The sequence below is a fragment of the Streptomyces sp. IBSNAI002 genome (assembly GCF_052244475.1).
Taxonomy (GTDB): domain Bacteria; phylum Actinomycetota; class Actinomycetes; order Streptomycetales; family Streptomycetaceae; genus Streptomyces.
Genome location: NZ_JBQPXG010000002.1, coordinates 2393469 through 2410347 on the forward strand (window position 1 = coordinate 2393469; position 16879 = coordinate 2410347).

Genomic DNA, 16879 nt, shown 5'->3' on the forward strand with positions numbered 1-16879 from the left:
TCGGGATTCCGCACGTCGTTGTACGGACCGTATGAGGGGTCCCTCCCCGGAGGGAGGGGGCTGGCGGCTATGCCGTCAGGGAGCGGTCCGTCGGCTTGACCGGGTACGGGAGGGCGCTCGTGCCCGTCAGGAAGCGGTCCACGCCGCGGGCGGCCGAGCGGCCTTCCGCGATGGCCCAGACGATGAGCGACTGGCCGCGGCCCGCGTCGCCGGCGACGTAGACGCCGTCGACGTTGGTCGCGTAGGAGGCGTCGCGCTCGATGTTGCCGCGGGCGTCCATCGCCAGGCCGAACTGCTCCACCAGGCCGTTGGCCTGGTCGGTGCCCGTGAAGCCCATCGCCAGGGTGACCAGCTGCGCCGGGAGGACGCGCTCGGTGCCGGGCTTCTGGACGAGCTTGCCGTCGACGAACTCGACCTCGACCAGGTGCAGGGCCTTGACGTTGCCGTCCTCGTCGCCCTCGAAGTGGGTCGTGGAGACGGAGTAGACCCGCTCGCCGCCCTCCTCGTGCGCCGAGGTGACCTTGTACAGCATCGGGAACGTCGGCCACGGCTGCCCGGTGGGGCGGTCCTCGGACGGCTTCGGCATGATCTCCAGCTGCGTGACCGAGGCCGCGCCCTGGCGGTGGGCGGTGCCCACGCAGTCCGCGCCGGTGTCGCCGCCGCCGATGACGACCACGTGCTTGCCCTCGGCGGTGATGGGGGGCGCCATGAAGTCGCCCTCCTGCACCTTGTTGGCGAGCGGCAGGTACTCCATCGCGAAGTGGATGCCGCCGAGCTCACGGCCCGGGACCGGCAGGTCGCGGGAGACCGTCGCGCCCGCCGCGATGACCACCGCGTCGAACCGCTTGCGCAGGTCCGTGGCGGTGATGTCGCGGCCGACCTCGATACCGGTACGGAACTTGGTGCCCTCCGCGCGCATCTGCTCGATGCGGCGGTTGATGTGCACCTTCTCCATCTTGAACTCGGGGATGCCGTAGCGGAGCAGGCCGCCGACGCGGTCGGCGCGCTCGTACACCACCACGGTGTGCCCGGCCCGCGTCAGCTGCTGGGCCGCGGCCAGACCCGCCGGGCCCGAGCCGATGACGGCGGCGGTCTTGCCGGACAGCCGCTCCGGCGGCTGCGGGGTGACGTTGCCGTTGTCCCAGGCCTTGTCGATGATCGACACTTCGACGTTCTTGATCGTGACGGCCGGCTGGTTGATGCCGAGCACGCACGCCGACTCGCACGGGGCCGGGCACAGCCGCCCGGTGAACTCCGGGAAGTTGTTCGTGGCGTGCAGGCGCTCGCTCGCCGCCGACCAGTCCTCGCGGTACGCGAAGTCGTTCCACTCGGGAATCAGGTTCCCCAGCGGGCAGCCGTTGTGGCAGAACGGGATGCCGCAGTCCATGCAGCGGCCGGCCTGCTTGCTGATGATCGGGAGCAGCGAGCCCGGGACGTAGACCTCGTTCCAGTCCTTCAGCCGTTCGGCCACGGGACGGGAGCAGGCGGTCTCGCGCGGGGTGGTGAGGAAGCCCTTCGGGTCAGCCATGGGTCGCCGCCTCCATCATCTTCTCAGTGGTCTCGGACTCGGAGAGTCCGGCCAGCTCAGCGGCGTCCTTGGCGGCGAGCACTGCCTTGTACGTGGTCGGGATGATCTTGCTGAAGCGGGTCGCCGCGGCGTCCCAGTCAGCCAGGAGCTTCGCGGCGACGGTCGAGCCGGTCTCCTCCTCGTGGCGGCGCACCACATCGTGCAGCCACTGCTTGTCGGTGTCGGAGAGGACGGCCTCGACGGCGCCCGCGTTGCCGACGTTGACGTTGTGCGGGTCGAGGTCGATGACGTACGCGACGCCGCCCGACATGCCGGCCGCGAAGTTGCGGCCCGTCTCGCCCAGGACGACGGCCTGGCCGCCGGTCATGTACTCGCAGCCGTGGTCGCCCACGCCCTCCGAGACGACCAGGGCGCCGGAGTTGCGGACGCAGAAGCGCTCGCCGGTGCGGCCGCGCAGGAACATCTCGCCGCCGGTGGCCCCGTAGCCGATGGTGTTGCCGGCGATGGTGGAGTACTCGGCGAGGTGGTCGGCGCCGCGGTCCGGGCGGACCACGATCCGGCCGCCGGAGAGGCCCTTGCCGACGTAGTCGTTGGCGTCGCCCTCCAGGCGGAGGGTGATGCCCTTCGGCACGAAGGCGCCGAAGGACTGGCCGGCGCTGCCGGTGAAGGTCAGGTCGATGGTGTTGTCGGGCAGGCCCGCGCCACCGAACTTCTTCGTGACGTGGTGGCCGAGCATCGTGCCGACGGTCCGGTTGATGTTCCGGATCGAGACCTGGGCGCGGACCGGCAGGGCCGCCTCGGCGGACTCGGCGTTCAGCGCGTCCGACGCGAGCTCGATCAGCTCGTTGTCGAGGGCCTTCTCCAGACCGTGGTCCTGCTCGATCAGGGCGTGGCGGACCGCGCCCTCGGGCAGCTCGGGCACGTAGAAGAGCGGCTCCAGGTCGAGGCCCTGCGCCTTCCAGTGCGAGACGGCCTTGGTGGTGTCGAGCAGCTCGGCGTGGCCGACGGCCTCCTCGATCGTACGGAAGCCCAGCTCGGCGAGGATCTCCCGCACCTCCTCCGCAATGAACTCGAAGAAGTTGACGACGAACTCGGGCTTGCCGGAGAAGCGCTCGCGCAGGACCGGGTTCTGCGTGGCGATGCCGACCGGGCAGGTGTCCAGGTGGCAGACGCGCATCATGACGCAGCCGGAGACGACGAGCGGCGCGGTCGCGAAGCCGAACTCCTCGGCGCCGAGCAGCGCGGCGATGACCACGTCGCGGCCGGTCTTGAGCTGGCCGTCGGTCTGTACGACGATGCGGTCGCGCAGCCCGTTGAGCAGCAGGGTCTGCTGGGTCTCGGCGAGGCCGAGCTCCCAGGGGCCGCCCGCGTGCTTGAGCGAGGTGAGCGGGGAGGCGCCCGTTCCGCCGTCGTGGCCGGAGATGAGGACGACGTCCGCGTGGGCCTTGGAGACGCCCGCCGCGACCGTGCCGACGCCGACCTCGGAGACCAGCTTCACGTGGATGCGGGCGACCGGGTTGGCGTTCTTGAGGTCGTGGATGAGCTGGGCGAGGTCCTCGATGGAGTAGATGTCGTGGTGCGGCGGCGGCGAGATCAGGCCGACGCCGGGCGTCGAGTGACGCGTCTTGGCGACCCACGGGTAGACCTTGTGGCCGGGCAGCTGGCCGCCCTCGCCCGGCTTGGCGCCCTGCGCCATCTTGATCTGGATGTCGTCCGCGTTGACCAGGTACTCGCTCGTGACACCGAAGCGGCCGGAGGCGACCTGCTTGATGGAGGAGCGGCGCGCCGGGTCGTAGAGGCGGTCCGGGTCCTCGCCGCCCTCACCGGTGTTGGACTTGGCGCCCAGCTGGTTCATGGCGATGGCGAGGGTCTCGTGCGCCTCCTTGGAGATGGAGCCGTACGACATGGCGCCGGTGGAGAAGCGCTTGACGATCTCGGAGACGGGCTCGACCTCGTCGATGGAGACCGACGGGCGGTCGCCCTTGAAGCCGAACAGGCCGCGGAGCGTCATCAGGCGCTCGGACTGCTCGTTCACCCGGTCCGTGTACTGCCGGAAGATGTCGTACCGGCGGCCGCGCGTCGCGTGCTGGAGGCGGAAGACCGTCTCCGGGTCGAACAGGTGCGGCTCGCCCTCGCGGCGCCACTGGTACTCGCCGCCGATCTCCAGCGCGCGGTGCGTGGCCGCGATGCCGGAGGCCGGGTACGCCTTGGTGTGGCGCGCGGCCACCTCCTTGGCGATGACGTCCAGGCCCGCGCCGCCGATCTTGGTGGCGGTGCCGTTGAAGTAGGTCTCGACGAACTCGTCGTTGAGGCCGACGGCCTCGAAGACCTGGGCGCCGCGGTAGGAGGCGACGGTGGAGATGCCCATCTTGGACATGACCTTCAGGACGCCCTTGCCGAGCGCGTAGATCAGGTTCGTGATGGCCTGCTCCGGCTCCAGGCCGGAGAGGAAGGTACCGGCGCGCAGCAGGTCCTCGACGGACTCCATGGCGAGGTACGGGTTGACCGCGGCGGCGCCGTAGCCGATGAGCAGGGCGACGTGGTGGACCTCGCGGACGTCGCCGGCCTCGACGAGCAGGCCCACCTGGGTGCGCTGCTTGGTCGCGATGAGGTGGTGGTGCACGGCGGAGGTGAGCAGCAGCGAGGGGATCGGTGCGTGCTCGGCGTCCGAGTGCCGGTCCGAGAGGACGATCAGGCGGGCGCCGGCCGCGATGGCGGCGTCGGCCTCGGTGCGGATCTCCGCGATCCGCGCGGCCAGCGCCTCGGCGCCGCCCGAGACCCGGTACAGGCCCGAGAGGGTGGCGGCCTTCATGCCCGGCATGTCGCCGTCGGCGTTGATGTGGATGAGCTTCGCCAGCTCGTCGTTGTCGATCACCGGGAACGGCAGCGTGACGCTGCGGCAGGACGCGGAGGTCGGCTCCAGGATGTTGGACTCCGGGCCGATCGAGGACAGCAGCGAGGTGACGAGCTCCTCGCGGATGGCGTCCAGCGGCGGGTTGGTGACCTGCGCGAAGAGCTGGGTGAAGTAGTCGAAGAGCAGCCGGGGGCGCTCGGACAGGGCCGCGATCGGGGAGTCCGTGCCCATGGAGCCGAGCGGCTCGCCGCCGGTACGGGCCATCGGCGCGAGGATGACGCGCAGCTCTTCCTCGGTGTAGCCGAAGGTCTGCTGGCGGCGGGTGACCGAGGCGTGGGTGTGCACGATGTGCTCACGCTCGGGCAGGTCCGACAGCTCGATCTCGCCGGTCTCCAGCCAGTCGGCGTACGGGGCGGCGGCGGCCAGCCCGTCCTTGATCTCGTCGTCCTCGATGATCCGCTTCTCGGCGGTGTCGACGAGGAACATCTTGCCGGGCTGCAGGCGGCCCTTGCGGACGACCTTGGCCGGGTCGATGTCGAGGACGCCGACCTCGGAGCCGAGCACGACGAGGCCGTCGTCGGTGACCCAGTAGCGGCCGGGGCGCAGACCGTTGCGGTCGAGGACCGCGCCGACCTGGGTGCCGTCGGTGAAGGTGACGCAGGCCGGGCCGTCCCAGGGCTCCATCATCGTGGAGTGGTACTTGTAGAACGCGCGGCGGGCCGGGTCCATGGAGGTGTGGTTCTCCCACGCCTCCGGGATCATCATCAGCACGCTGTGCGGCAGCGACCGGCCGCCGAGGTGGAGCAGCTCCAGGACCTCGTCGAAGGAGGCCGAGTCGGAGGCGTCGGGGGTGCAGATCGGGAAGATCCGGTCCAGCACGCCGTCGCCGAAGGCGTCGGACGCCAGCTGGGACTCGCGGGCCTTCATCCAGTTGCGGTTGCCCTTGACCGTGTTGATCTCGCCGTTGTGCGCGACGAAGCGGTACGGGTGGGCGAGCGGCCAGGACGGGAAGGTGTTCGTCGAGAACCGGGAGTGGACCAGCGCGAGCGTCGAGGCGAAGCGGCGGTCGGAGAGGTCCGGGAAGAAGGGCTCGAGCTGGCCGGTGGTCAGCATGCCCTTGTAGACGATGGTGCGGGCGGAGAGCGACGGGAAGTACACGCCGGCCTCGCGCTCGGCGCGCTTGCGCAGCACGAACGCCTTGCGGTCCAGCTCGATGCCGGTGCTGCCTCCCCCAGACTCCTCCCCCAGACTCCGTCCGGGAGGTGCCCCCAGGGAGGTGCCCCCACTGACGAAGAGCTGTCGGAAGGCGGGCATGGTGGCGCGGGCGCCGTTGCCGAGCAGTTCCGGGGTGACCGGGACCTCGCGCCAGCCGAGGACCGTGAGGTTCTCCTCGGCGGCGATGGCCTCGATCTGCTCCACGGCGACGGCCTGTGCGGTGCCGTCGGCGGGGAGGAAGGCGATGCCGACGGCGTAGGCGCCGGCCTCGGGGAGGTCGAATCCGGCGGCTTCGCGAAGGAAGGCGTCCGGGACCTGGCACAGGATGCCGGCTCCGTCGCCCGAGTCCGGCTCGGAGCCGGTGGCGCCGCGGTGCTCGAGGTTCCGCAATACGGTCAGGGCCTGCTCAACGAGCGTGTGGGTGGCCTCGCCGGTGAGGTTCGCCACGAATCCGACGCCGCAGGCGTCCTTCTCGTTGCGCGGGTCGTACATGCCCTGCTGGGCGGGGCGACCGTCCATGGGCGACCAGGCGGTGGTGCTGGGGCCGGTCGCGGAGTGCGTGGATGCGGAACGCATCGGCTCTCCCGTCGTCGTCGTGGCATATGTGCATAGCCGAGGGACGACGTTGGCCCTCTGCGAAATTTCGTGCAGATTACATGATGACGACAATCCCGCGAAGCGGATATGCCATTCCAACATGCGGACACTGCACGGGGCGGAAAAGGGGACCTTCACAGGGTTTTCAAGGGTTCCCGAGGGTCTCGGGACGCGATGACGGGTCGAAGGTCCCGGCGCGGGGGCGGGCATCGTTGCCCGCAGCCCTGTTCTGGTACCCGGCGGACACGTGAGCGAAACCGCCGAGTAACGGACTACTTATGTTGTGCGGTGCATAGTGTCTCACTCCCTGCCCGGTCAGCCTACGGCCCCGCCGATCCAGGTTCCCAGGATGTACGTCACACCGGCGGCGGCGCCACCCAGCGCGAGCTGCCGCAGCCCGCTGTACCACCAGGACCGGGCCGTGACCCGGGAGACGACCGCGCCGCAGGCGAAGAGCCCCGCCAGCGCCAGCAGCAGCGCGGGCCACAGCGAGGTGGCTCCGAGCAGGTACGGCAGCACGGGCAGCAGCGCACCCAGGGCGAAGGAGCCGAAGGACGAGACGGCGGCGACGAGCGGCGAGGGCAGGTCGTCGGGGTCGATGCCGAGCTCCTCGCGGGCGTGGATCTCCAGCGCCTGCTCGGGATCCCGGGACAGCTGCATGGCCACCTCGCGGGCGAGCGGGGGCTCGACGCCGCGCGAGACGTAGAGCTCGGCCAGCTCCTCCATCTCGTCGACGGGGTGCTTTCGCAACTGCTGCCGCTCTATGTCCAGTTCGGCGAGGACCAGCTCGCGCTGCGAGGCCACGGAGGTGTACTCGCCGGCCGCCATGGAGAAGGCTCCGGCCGCGAGGCCCGCCAGTCCGGTGATCGCGATGCTGTGCGGGGCGACGGCGCCTCCGGCCACACCGGTCATGAGGGCGAGGTTGGAGACGAGCCCGTCCATCGCACCGAACACGGCCGGCCGCAGCCATCCACCGTTGACGTCGCGGTGGGTGTGGTTGTCGCGGTGCGCGGTGTGCAGCGGTGCTTCGATGTCGATGATGGACATGCGGTGTATCTCCCCTTTTGTGCGAACGTGCGTCATACGGCGTCCCGCTCCCCCGGAACGCCTCGAAACTACGCACGAATTCAGCTCCCCGCCAGCAAGGAAGGCCGTACTTACCTGCGGTTTTGCGGGTCGGCGACCGGGTGACGAGGGTGCGCGCGGGGTGTTTCGCGACGAGCGACAAACCTCATGACATGGCACAAATCCCCCAAGGGCTCAAGATGAGTCCCATCAAGTGGAGAGGCGCGCCATGGAGCTGATTGCATGCAATCCGCAGGTCCTCCTCGAACGGGCCAGGGGCGCTCTTCTGGGACTCGCGGTCGGTGACGCGCTGGGCGCCCCCGCGGAGAACATGAAGCCGTCGGAGATCCGGGCGAAGTGGGGCCGGATCGAGGGCTTCGTCTCGGAGGACCCGGCGGGCACGGACGACACCGAGTACGCGATCTTCTCCGGGCTGCTGCTGGCCCGGCACGGCTCCGCGCTGACCGTCTCCCACGTGGAGCGGGCGTGGCACCACTGGATCGCGGACCTGGACGAGGGCCCTTTCCGGGGCGCCGGCTTCTCCGAGCGCGGCACCCTGGAGAACCTGCGCCGGGGGCTCGCGGCCCCCATCTCGGCCCAGCACCGGCACGCGTGGTCCGACGGCCTGGCCATGCGGGCGGCGCCGTTCGGGGTCTTCGCGGCGGGCCGCCCGGCGGAGGCCGCGCGGCTCGTCGCGATCGACGGCTGCGTCAGCCACGACGGCGAGGGCATCTACGGCGGCCAGGCCGTCGCGGCGGGCGTGGCCGCGGCCATGGCGGGGGCCGGCCCCACCTCGGTGGTCGCCGCCGCCCTGTCGGTGATCCCCGCCGACTCCTGGACGGCCCGGTCCCTGCGCCGCGCCGTGACCGCCGCCCCGCGCGGCGAACGGGCGGTCCGCTCGGCGGTGGTCATCGGCGGCTATCCGTGGACGGACCTCGCCCCGGAGGCGGTGGGCCTGGCCTTCGGTGCCTTCGCCGCCTGCGGGGGCGACTTCCCCTCCTCCGTCCTCATGGCCGTGAACATGGGCCGCGACGCGGACACCACGGCGGCGGTGGCCGGCGCGCTGTCCGGCGCCCTGTCCGGAGCCGCCGCGGTCCCCGCCGAGTGGTCCTCGGCGATCGGCCCGGTCCGCGGCAGCTGCCTGCCCTCGATGCGGGGCTACCACGTCCTGGACATCGCGGACCTCCTCACCCCCGAATACGAGGCCCCCCGATGACCCCGTCCCCCTTCGCCCCGGATGCCGCCCCCACTCCCGCCACCGGGCCGGCCACCCCCACGGATCCGGGCCCGGCGGCCCACCCCACGGCGGGCGCCGGGGGGTGGGCCCTGGTTTCGGGAAGGGGCGGGGCGGGGGAGATCTCCGCCCCCTCCGAGGCCCCGCCCGACGCGGCCGGCCCCGAGCCCGCGAAGGCCCGTACGGCCACGGCCACGGCCACGGCGCCACCGGGCCGGGCCCAGCCCCCGAAGCACCCGGCCACGCCGCCCGCCGGGCAGCCCGCGGCCCCCGCCCGGCCCGGGCCGCAGGAAGGCCCCGCCCCCGCCCGGCCCCCCGCAGGGGTCCGGCGGATCGAGGGGCTGCTCATCGGGCTCGCCGCGGGCGACGCGGCCGGGTGGCCCGCCGCGCGGCACCGGGCCAGCCGGATGCCCGAGTGGACCCGACGCCTCACCCGCGAGCTCGACACCTTCGCCGAGCAGAACGCCACCACCACCCTCCCGGTCCCGATCGCCCTCAACCAGCCGCCCGAACCCCTGCGCCTGGGCCCGTCCGACGACGCCGAGTGGGCCGCCTTCGTCGCCGAGTCCGTGCTCACCGCCTCCGGGGTGCTGCTCAGCGACCTCTCCCGGTCCCGCCGCATGCGCGCCGCCATCGACCTGGCCTGGAACGCGCTCGCCTCCGAGGTCGCCGCCGCGGCGGAACGCGCCCCCGAGGTCGAGTCCGCCGTACTGCCCCTGCGCGCCCGGATCTCCGTCCGCGCCGGCCTCGGCAACCTCGCCGCCGGCCTGCGGCCGCCCGCCACCGGCCACGACAACCCGCACTTCTTCGACGACGCCGCCTGCGTCCGCGCCTGCGTGCTCGCCGTCGTCCACCCCGGCGACCCGGACGCGGCGGCGGACCTCGCCGAGTTCGACGCCCGCTACACCCAGGACGGCGACGGCGTCCACGGCGCCCGCGCCATGGCCGCCGCCCTCGCGACCGCCCTGGCCGGCGCCGGGGTCGACACCGCCGTCGAGGCCGCGCTCGCGCAGCTCCCCGCCGCCACCGAGATCGGCCGCAACGCCCGGCACGCCGTCAAGCTCGCCCGTACCCACACGGGCGGCGGCGCCTTCGCCATCGTCCCCATCCTCGAACACGAGATCGTGGACCACGTCTACAGCTACGGGATCGCCGCCGCCGAGACCGTCCCCGTCGCACTCGCCCTCGCGACCGCCGCCCGCGGCAAGGCCGCCGAGGCCGTCCCGGCCGCCGCCTGCCTGTCCCGCGTCGCTGACTCCGCCCCCGCGCTGGCCGGCGCCCTCACCGGCGCGCTCGGCGGCGGCGACTCGATCCCCGCCGCCTGGCGCGAGGCCTGCCGCACCCTCTCCGGCTGCGCCCTCCCCCGCCTCGCCAACACGGATCTGGTGGAACTCGCCGCGCTCCTCGCTCGCACCGAACTCACCTCGCACAAGGGATGATTCAGACATGACGCTCACGTTGGAGGACCGGGCCGCAGGCGCACTCGTCGGGGCCGCCGTCGGCGACGCGCTCGGCGGTCCGGTGGAGGGCTGGAGCCCCGACCAGATCGTGGAACGGCACGGCGGCCGGGTGCACGGCATCGTCGGCCCCTGGCACGAGGACTGGCGCACGGCACGTCCGATCGCCCCGTACCACAAGGGAGACGGGCACGTCACCGACGACACCCTCATGACGCACGCCCTGGTACGGGTCTACGAGACGGTACGGGACCACCTCGACGCCTACGCGGTCGCCGAACACCTGGTCCCGGACCTGATGACCACCCCCCGGTGGATCCCGGAGCTGGAGGCCGAGGCCCTCCCGCTCCAGCGGATCTTCCTCGCCGAGAAGTGGATCGTGGCCCGGCTGCACTACGGGCACGTCGACCCGCGCGAGGCGGGCAGCGGCAACATCGTCAACTGCGGCGCCGCGATGTACATGGCGCCGGTCGGCATCGTCAACGCGGGCAATCCGGCGGGCGCGTACGCGGAGGCCCTGGACGTCGCCGGGGCGCACCAGTCCTCGTACGGGCGGGAGGCGGCGGGCGTGTTCGCGGCGGCGGTCGCGGCCGCGTGCTCACCGGGGGCGACGGCCGGGTCCGTGGTGGACACCGCGCTCGCCCTGGCCAAGGACGGCACGCGCGCGGCCATCGCCGCCGTCGTGGAAGTCGCCTCCCGTCACCGCAACTTCGAGTCGGCGCTGGCACCGCTGCGGGCGGCGGTCGCCCCGTACGACACCGTGGGCACCGACTACCGCGCCCCCTCCCTCGGCGCCCGGCGCCCCTCCCGCCTGCACTCCATCGAGGAACTCCCGGTCGCGCTCGGGATGCTGCTGATCGCGGACGGGGCGTACGAGGCCTCCGTGCTCGGCGCGGTCAACTACGGCCGGGACTGCGACTCCATCGCCACCATGGCGGGGGCGATCGCCGGGGCCCTGGGCGGCGAGCCGGTGGTCCCGGCCGCCTGGTCCAAGCAGGTGGCCGAGGCCAGCCGCCTCGACCTGCACGCGCCCGCCGGGGCGCTGGCCGCCGTGGCCCGCGAGGTCTTCGCCCTGGACCGGTCCCGCCGCCGCGCCCACGAGTCGGCCTTCACCGCGCTCACCACACCGCGATGACCCCGCCCCACGCCACGCCTGCGGCGAAGCCCCCGGAGAACACCCGTCCCATCCCGCCCCCGCCCGAGCCGGGAGGAAGCCGGACGGCGGCCGATCCGGTACGGCTCACCTGGGCGCAGCCCGAGGACCTCGTCGGGCACGAGCTGCGCCAGGCGGCCGAGGACGGCCGCGACCCGGGACCCGCGCTGCGGGCCTGGCTGGCCGCCGGCGGCCACGAGGCACCGGCCCGGGCCGGTGCCTCCCCGGTGCCGGCTCCGCCGCGGCTCCGGGCCCTGGCCGTGCGCCTGCTGGACGAACTGGCGGCCCTCCCCTCCCCGGCGGCCGCCACCGAGCCGCGGTCCTGGCCCGCCATCCGCGCCACCTGGCCCCCGCCCGGCCCCACCGCCGCCCAGCACCCCCCGGCTTCGGCCCCGGCCCCCGGACGCGGTCCGGCCCCCGCCTCCGCGGGCCGCCGCCCGCCCGACCCGCCCCCGCCCCCGGACCACCGCCCCGCCGGGCCCGGGCACACGGGACCCGGCCCGGAACCCGCCGGCTCCACTGCGGGCCGCCCCGCGGAGCCCGGCCCGGAACCCGCACCCGTACCGGCCGCGCAGGTCCGTCCCGTCACCCTCCGCGCGCGGGAGCCGGAGGGCGCCGGGTTCCGTGCCTGCGGGCACGATCCCGCCCCGTACCCGCACCGCAGGCTGGAGGCCGCGTGGGTCGGGCGGGCCGTCGGGTGTCTGCTCGGGAAGCCCGTCGAGAAGCTGCCGCTCGCCGGGATCCGGGCGCTGGCCCGGGCCGGCGGCAACTGGCCGCTGGACGACTGGTTCAGCGCACGCGGCGTCCCGGCGGAGCTGCTGGCCGCCTACCCCTGGAACCGCCGCTCCGCCCCCACCTCCCTCGCCGAGAACATCGACGGAATGCCCGAGGACGACGACCTCAACTACCCCCTCCTCGGCCTGCTCCTGCTCCAGCGGCACGGCAGGGACTTCACCACCGCCGACGTCGCCCGCCTCTGGCTCGACGAGCTGCCCGCCGGGCGCACCTTCACCGCCGAGCGCGTCGCCTACCGCAACCTCCTCCTCGGGCTGGAGCCGCCCGCCACCGCCACCCACCACAACCCCTTCCGCGAATGGATCGGCGCCCTGATCCGCGCCGACGTCCACGGCTGGACCAACCCCGGAGACCCGGCCGCCGCCGCGGCCCAGGCCTACCGCGACGCCGCCCTGACCCACACCGGCAACGGCGTCTACGCCGCCCTGTTCGTGGCCGCCGCCACCGCCACCGCCGCCACCGGCCGGGCCGACGTGCACACCGCGCTGCGGGCCGGGCTGGCCGTCGTACCGCCCGGCTCCCGCCTCGCCGAGGCCGTCCGCTCCGGAATCCGGGCCGCCCACGAGGAGGCCGACTTCGACCGCGTCGTGGACCGGCTGCACGAGCGCTACGGCCACTACCACTGGGTGCACGCCGTCCCCAACACCGCGCTCGTCGCCGCCGCCCTCACCCACGCAGACGGCGACTTCACCCGTTCCATCTGCCGTACGGTGTCCGGCGGTTGGGACACCGACTCGAACGGCGCCACCGCAGGCGCCCTCTGCGCGTTGATCACCGGAGAGGTGCCGCACCGCTGGGCCGCGCCCCTGCGGAACCGCCTCGCCACCTCCGTACCCGGCTTCGACGGCATCGGCTTCGACACCCTCGCCCAGCTCACCCACCGGCTCGCCACACAGGAGGCAGCACGCTCATGACGGCCATCGCCGTGCTCGGCAGTACGAACATGGACCTCGTCGCCTACGTCCCCAAGGCCCCCCGCCTCGGGGAGACCGTCACCGGCCGCGCCTTCCGCACCGTCCCCGGCGGCAAGGGCGCCAACCAGGCCGTCGCCGCCGCCCGCTGCGGCGCGCGGGTGGTGATGATCGGCGCGGTCGGGGCCGACGAGTTCGGCGTGCGGCTGCGCTCCGCCCTCGCCGCCGACGGGATCGACACCGCGGCCCTGCGCACCGCCGAGGGCGCCAGCGGCACCGCCCACATCACGGTGGACGACGAGGGCGGCAACAGCATCATCGTCATCCCCGGCGCCAACGCCCGCGTCACCGGTCTGGAGACGGGCGACGCGGCCCGGATCGCCGCCGCCGACGCCCTGCTGCTCCAGCTCGAACTCCCCCTGGAGGCCGTGCTCGCCGGCGCCGTCGCCGCCCGCGCGCACGGCGTCCGTACGGTGCTCACCCCGGCCCCCGCCCAGGCGCTGCCCGGGGAACTCCTCGCCGCCACCGATCTGTTGGTCCCCAACGAGCACGAGGCCGCCGCCCTCACCGGGCTCACCGACCCGGGCCGGTGCGCGGCGGCCCTGCTGGAGGCCGTACCCGAGGTGGTGATCACCCTCGGCGCGGCCGGGGTGCTGTACGCGGCGCGCGGCCGGGAGCCGCTGGCCGTGCCCGCACCCCGGGTCCGGGCCGTGGACACCACCGCCGCCGGGGACACCTTCGTCGGCGCCCTGGCCGTGGCCCTCGGCGAGGGCCGGCCGATGCCCGAGGCGCTGCGCTGGGCCTCGGCGGCGGCGGCGCTGTCCGTACAGCGGCCCGGCGCCCAGGACTCGATGCCGACCCGCGCCGAGACGGACGCCTTCGCCGCCGACCGCTCCGGGGCGGCCTCGTGACCGGCGGCGGGCCGCTGGACGGGCTGCGGGTGCTCGATCTGGCCACCCTCTTCGCCGGGCCGCTGGCCGCCACCCTGCTCGGCGACTTCGGCGCCGAGGTCGTCAAGGTGGAGCACCCCGACCGCCCCGACCCCTCCCGCGGCCACGGCCCCGCCAAGGACGGCATCGGCCTGTGGTGGAAGCTGCTCGGCCGGAACAAGCGGACGATCACCCTCGACCTGTCCGCTCCCGGCGGCCGGGACACCCTGCTGCGGCTCGCCGCCACCGCCGACGTGGTCATCGAGAACTTCCGCCCGGGCACCCTGGAGCGATGGGGGCTGGGCTGGGCGGAGCTGTCCGCCGCCAACCCCCGCCTGGTCCTGGCCCGCGTCACGGCCTTCGGCCAGCAGGGCCCGTACGCCCACCGCCCCGGCTTCGGCACCCTCGCCGAGGCGATGAGCGGCTTCGCCGCGATCACCGGGGAGCCGGACGGGCCGCCCACCCTGCCGCCCTTCGGGCTCGCGGACTCGATCGCCGCGCTGACCACGGCGTACGCGGTGATGACCGCCCTCGCGGGGCGCGACCGCACCGGCCGCGGCCAGGTCGTGGACCTTGCCATCATCGAGCCGATCCTCACCGTGCTCGGCCCGCACCCGCTCTGGTACGACCAGCTCGGCTACGTCCAGCCGCGCACCGGCAACCGCTCCACCAACAACGCACCCCGCAACACCTACCGCAGTGCGGACGGCCGCTGGCTGGCGGTTTCCACCTCCGCCCAGTCCATCGCCGAGCGGGTGATGCGGCTGGTCGGGCGGCCGGAGCTGATCGCCGAGCCCTGGTTCGCCACCGGTTCGGGGCGGGCCGCCCACGCGCACGTCCTGGACGAGGCGGTCGGCGGCTGGATCGCCCGCCACAAGGCCGAGGAGGTCGTCGCCGCCTTCGAGGAGGCCCAGGCGGCCGTCGCCCAGGTCTACGACGTCCGGGACGTGATGGCCGACCCGCAGTTCGCGGCCCTGGACACGGTCACCGAGATCGAGGACCCGGAGCTCGGCCCGCTGCGCATGCAGAACATCCTCTTCCGGCTCTCCGAGACCCCGGGCGGGATCCGCTGGGCGGGCCGCCCGCACGGCGCGGACACCGATGAGGTGCTGACCGAGCTGGGCCTGACCGGAGCCGAGATCAGCGCACTGCGCACGGAGGGGGCGTTGTGATCCTGACCTGGCTGTACGCGCCGGGCGACCGCCCGGCGGTGGTGGCCAAGGCCATCGGCTGCGGGGCCGACGCGGTCATCGTGGACCTGGAGGACGCGGTACCGGTCTCGCGCAAGGAGTACGCCCGCGCCGCGACCGCCGAGCTCCTCGGTGAACGGCCCCCGCTCCCCGTCCACGTCCGCGTCAACGCCCTGGACTCCCCCTGGGGCGGCGCCGACCTGACCGCCCTCGGCGGGCTGCACGGACTCGCCGGTCTGCGGCTGCCCAAGATCAGCGCGCCCGAGCAGGTCGTGGCCGCCGCCGACCGCACCGGCGGGGTCGGGCTGCACGCGCTGCTGGAATCGGCGCTGGGCGTGGAACGCGCCTTCGAGATCGCCCGCGCGCACCCCGCGCTGCGCGGGCTGTCCCTCGGTGAGGCGGATCTGCGGGCCGACCTGGCCGTCAGCGCGGAGCCGGGCCTGGACTGGTGCCGCTCCCGGGTGGTGGTGGCGGCCCGCGCGGCCGGGCTGGCTCCCCCGGCCCAGTCGGTGTTCCCCGACATCCGGGACCTGGAGGCGCTGGCCGAGTCCTGCGTGCGGGGCCGGGCCCTGGGTTTCTTCGGCAGGGCGGCGATCCATCCGCGTCAGCTGCCGGTGATCGAGCGGGCGTACCTGCCGGCTCCCTCGGAGGTGGCCGCGGCGGAGGAGGTCCTGTCGGCGGCCCGGGCCACGCCGGGGGCGCTGGCGCTGCCGGACGGGCGCTTCGTCGACCCGGCGGTGGTGGCGGCCGCCCACCGCACCCTTGCGCTCGCCGCGCGGATGGCCGGGCGCTGACCGCTGGGCAGCTGACGTGCGGAAGGGGCGCCGCGCGGTGCGCGGCGCCCCTTCCGTGACCGGTGCGGTCAGAGCTTCTTGGCCTCCGGGGCCTCGGCCGGTTCTGCCTTGGCCAGGTCGGGCTTGGGAGCGTCGGGCTCGGCGTCCTTGGTCAGGGCGTCCTTCGTCTCGGCGTCCTTCGTCTCGGCGGCCTTGGGATCAGCGGCCTTGGTTTCGGCGTCCGCGTCGGCCGGAGCCGGGTCCTTCCCGCCCTCGGCGCCGGAGCGGTCCGGCTCGACGATCTCCTCGCGGCCCGGGCGCAGCTTCGCCGACAGGACGAAGTAGACGACGGCCAGGACGAAGACCACGATCGAGGTCCACACGTTCAGCCGCAGGCCCAGGATGTGGTGCGCCTCGTCGACCCGCATGTACTCGATCCAGCCGCGGCCCACGCAGTAGGCGGCCACGTACAGGGCGAAGGCCCGGCCGTGCCCGAGCTTGAAGCGGCGGTCGGCCCAGATGACCAGGACCGCGACGCCGATGCACCACAGCGACTCGTAGAGGAAGGTCGGGTGGTAGGTGCCGGCGTCCCGGTTCGGGCCCGCGCTGATCTCCACCGCCCACGGCAGGTCGGTGGCCCTGCCGTACAGCTCCTGGTTGAACCAGTTGCCCCAGCGCCCGCAGGCCTGGGCCAGCGCGATGCCCGGGGCCAGGGCGTCCGCCCAGGCCGGCAGCGGGATGCCGCGCAGCCGGCAGCCGATCCAGGCGCCCACCGCGCCGAGCGCGATCGCCCCCCAGATGCCGAGGCCGCCTTCCCAGATCTTGAAGGCGTCGACCCAGTTGCGGCCCTCGCCGAAGTAGAGCTGGTAGTCGGTGATCACGTGGTAGAGGCGACCGCCGACCAGGCCGAACGGCACCGCCCACACGGCGATGTCCGCGACCGTGCCCGGCTTTCCGCCGCGCGCGACCCACCGCTTGTTGCCGAGCCAGACGGCGACGAAGACGCCGATGATGATGCAGAACGCGTAGCCGCGGAGCGGGATCGGTCCGAGATGGATCACGCCGGTCGACGGACTGGGGATGTAAGCAATGTCCATGGCAGACCCGACGCTACCCTGCCGGGCGGTGCACACCGCAACCCGCCCGGCAAGCCGATACCGAATCAACACACGGCACGG

Annotated in this window: 11 protein-coding genes; 7 read left to right on the plus strand and 4 right to left on the minus strand. The window is 73.7% G+C overall.

What is annotated here, in order from left to right; all coding sequences use genetic code 11:
• Positions 1-67: 67 nt before the first annotated feature.
• The 3 genes from ACTVZO_RS11655 to ACTVZO_RS11665 form a co-directional block, all read right to left on the minus strand.
• Positions 68-1528 carry a glutamate synthase subunit beta gene (locus ACTVZO_RS11655; RefSeq protein WP_443298310.1) on the minus strand — a complete coding sequence of 487 codons (1461 nt, stop codon included), beginning with the start codon at positions 1526-1528 and terminating at the stop codon, positions 68-70.
• The gene (gene gltB / locus ACTVZO_RS11660) at positions 1521-6116 is read right to left on the minus strand and encodes a glutamate synthase large subunit (RefSeq protein WP_443303123.1); all 4596 of its coding nucleotides are present in this window, start codon (positions 6114-6116) and stop codon (positions 1521-1523) included. Before gltB ends, ACTVZO_RS11655 begins: the two co-directional genes overlap by 8 nt.
• Positions 6117-6509: 393 nt before the next feature.
• Positions 6510-7241, minus strand: a complete 732-nt coding sequence (locus ACTVZO_RS11665) for a VIT1/CCC1 transporter family protein (RefSeq protein ID WP_443298311.1) — start codon at positions 7239-7241, stop codon at positions 6510-6512.
• Positions 7242-7488: 247 nt separating this feature from the next.
• On the opposite strand from ACTVZO_RS11665, the gene ACTVZO_RS11670 reads away from it, so the two are divergent.
• The 7 genes from ACTVZO_RS11670 to ACTVZO_RS11700 are packed head-to-tail and all read left to right on the plus strand — an operon-like array spanning position 7489 to position 15722.
• On the plus strand, positions 7489-8475 hold the full coding sequence (locus ACTVZO_RS11670) for an ADP-ribosylglycohydrolase family protein (protein ID WP_443298312.1): 987 nt from the start codon (positions 7489-7491) through the stop codon (positions 8473-8475).
• A complete protein-coding gene (locus ACTVZO_RS11675; RefSeq protein WP_443298313.1) occupies positions 8472-9932 on the plus strand; it encodes an ADP-ribosylglycohydrolase family protein in 1461 nt (486 codons plus the stop codon). The genes ACTVZO_RS11670 and ACTVZO_RS11675 overlap by 4 nt, the downstream gene beginning before the upstream one ends.
• 7 nt (positions 9933-9939) lie before the next feature.
• A complete protein-coding gene (locus tag ACTVZO_RS11680; RefSeq protein ID WP_443298314.1) occupies positions 9940-11085 on the plus strand; it encodes an ADP-ribosylglycohydrolase family protein in 1146 nt (381 codons plus the stop codon).
• Complete coding sequence (locus ACTVZO_RS11685; RefSeq protein WP_443298315.1) at positions 11082-12812, plus strand: ADP-ribosylglycohydrolase family protein; 1731 nt, start codon at positions 11082-11084, stop codon at positions 12810-12812. Before ACTVZO_RS11680 ends, ACTVZO_RS11685 begins: the two co-directional genes overlap by 4 nt.
• Complete coding sequence (rbsK, locus tag ACTVZO_RS11690; protein WP_443298316.1) at positions 12809-13720, plus strand: ribokinase; 912 nt, start codon at positions 12809-12811, stop codon at positions 13718-13720. The genes ACTVZO_RS11685 and rbsK overlap by 4 nt, the downstream gene beginning before the upstream one ends.
• The gene (locus ACTVZO_RS11695; protein WP_443298317.1) at positions 13717-14910 is read left to right on the plus strand and encodes a CaiB/BaiF CoA transferase family protein; all 1194 of its coding nucleotides are present in this window, start codon (positions 13717-13719) and stop codon (positions 14908-14910) included. Before rbsK ends, ACTVZO_RS11695 begins: the two co-directional genes overlap by 4 nt.
• Positions 14907-15722 carry an HpcH/HpaI aldolase/citrate lyase family protein gene (locus tag ACTVZO_RS11700; RefSeq protein WP_443298318.1) on the plus strand — a complete coding sequence of 272 codons (816 nt, stop codon included), beginning with the start codon at positions 14907-14909 and terminating at the stop codon, positions 15720-15722. Before ACTVZO_RS11695 ends, ACTVZO_RS11700 begins: the two co-directional genes overlap by 4 nt.
• Positions 15723-15790: 68 nt before the next feature.
• Here ACTVZO_RS11700 and lgt read toward each other — a convergent pair whose 3' ends face one another.
• Positions 15791-16798 carry a prolipoprotein diacylglyceryl transferase gene (gene lgt, locus ACTVZO_RS11705; protein WP_443298319.1) on the minus strand — a complete coding sequence of 336 codons (1008 nt, stop codon included), beginning with the start codon at positions 16796-16798 and terminating at the stop codon, positions 15791-15793.
• Positions 16799-16879: the final 81 nt, after the last annotated feature.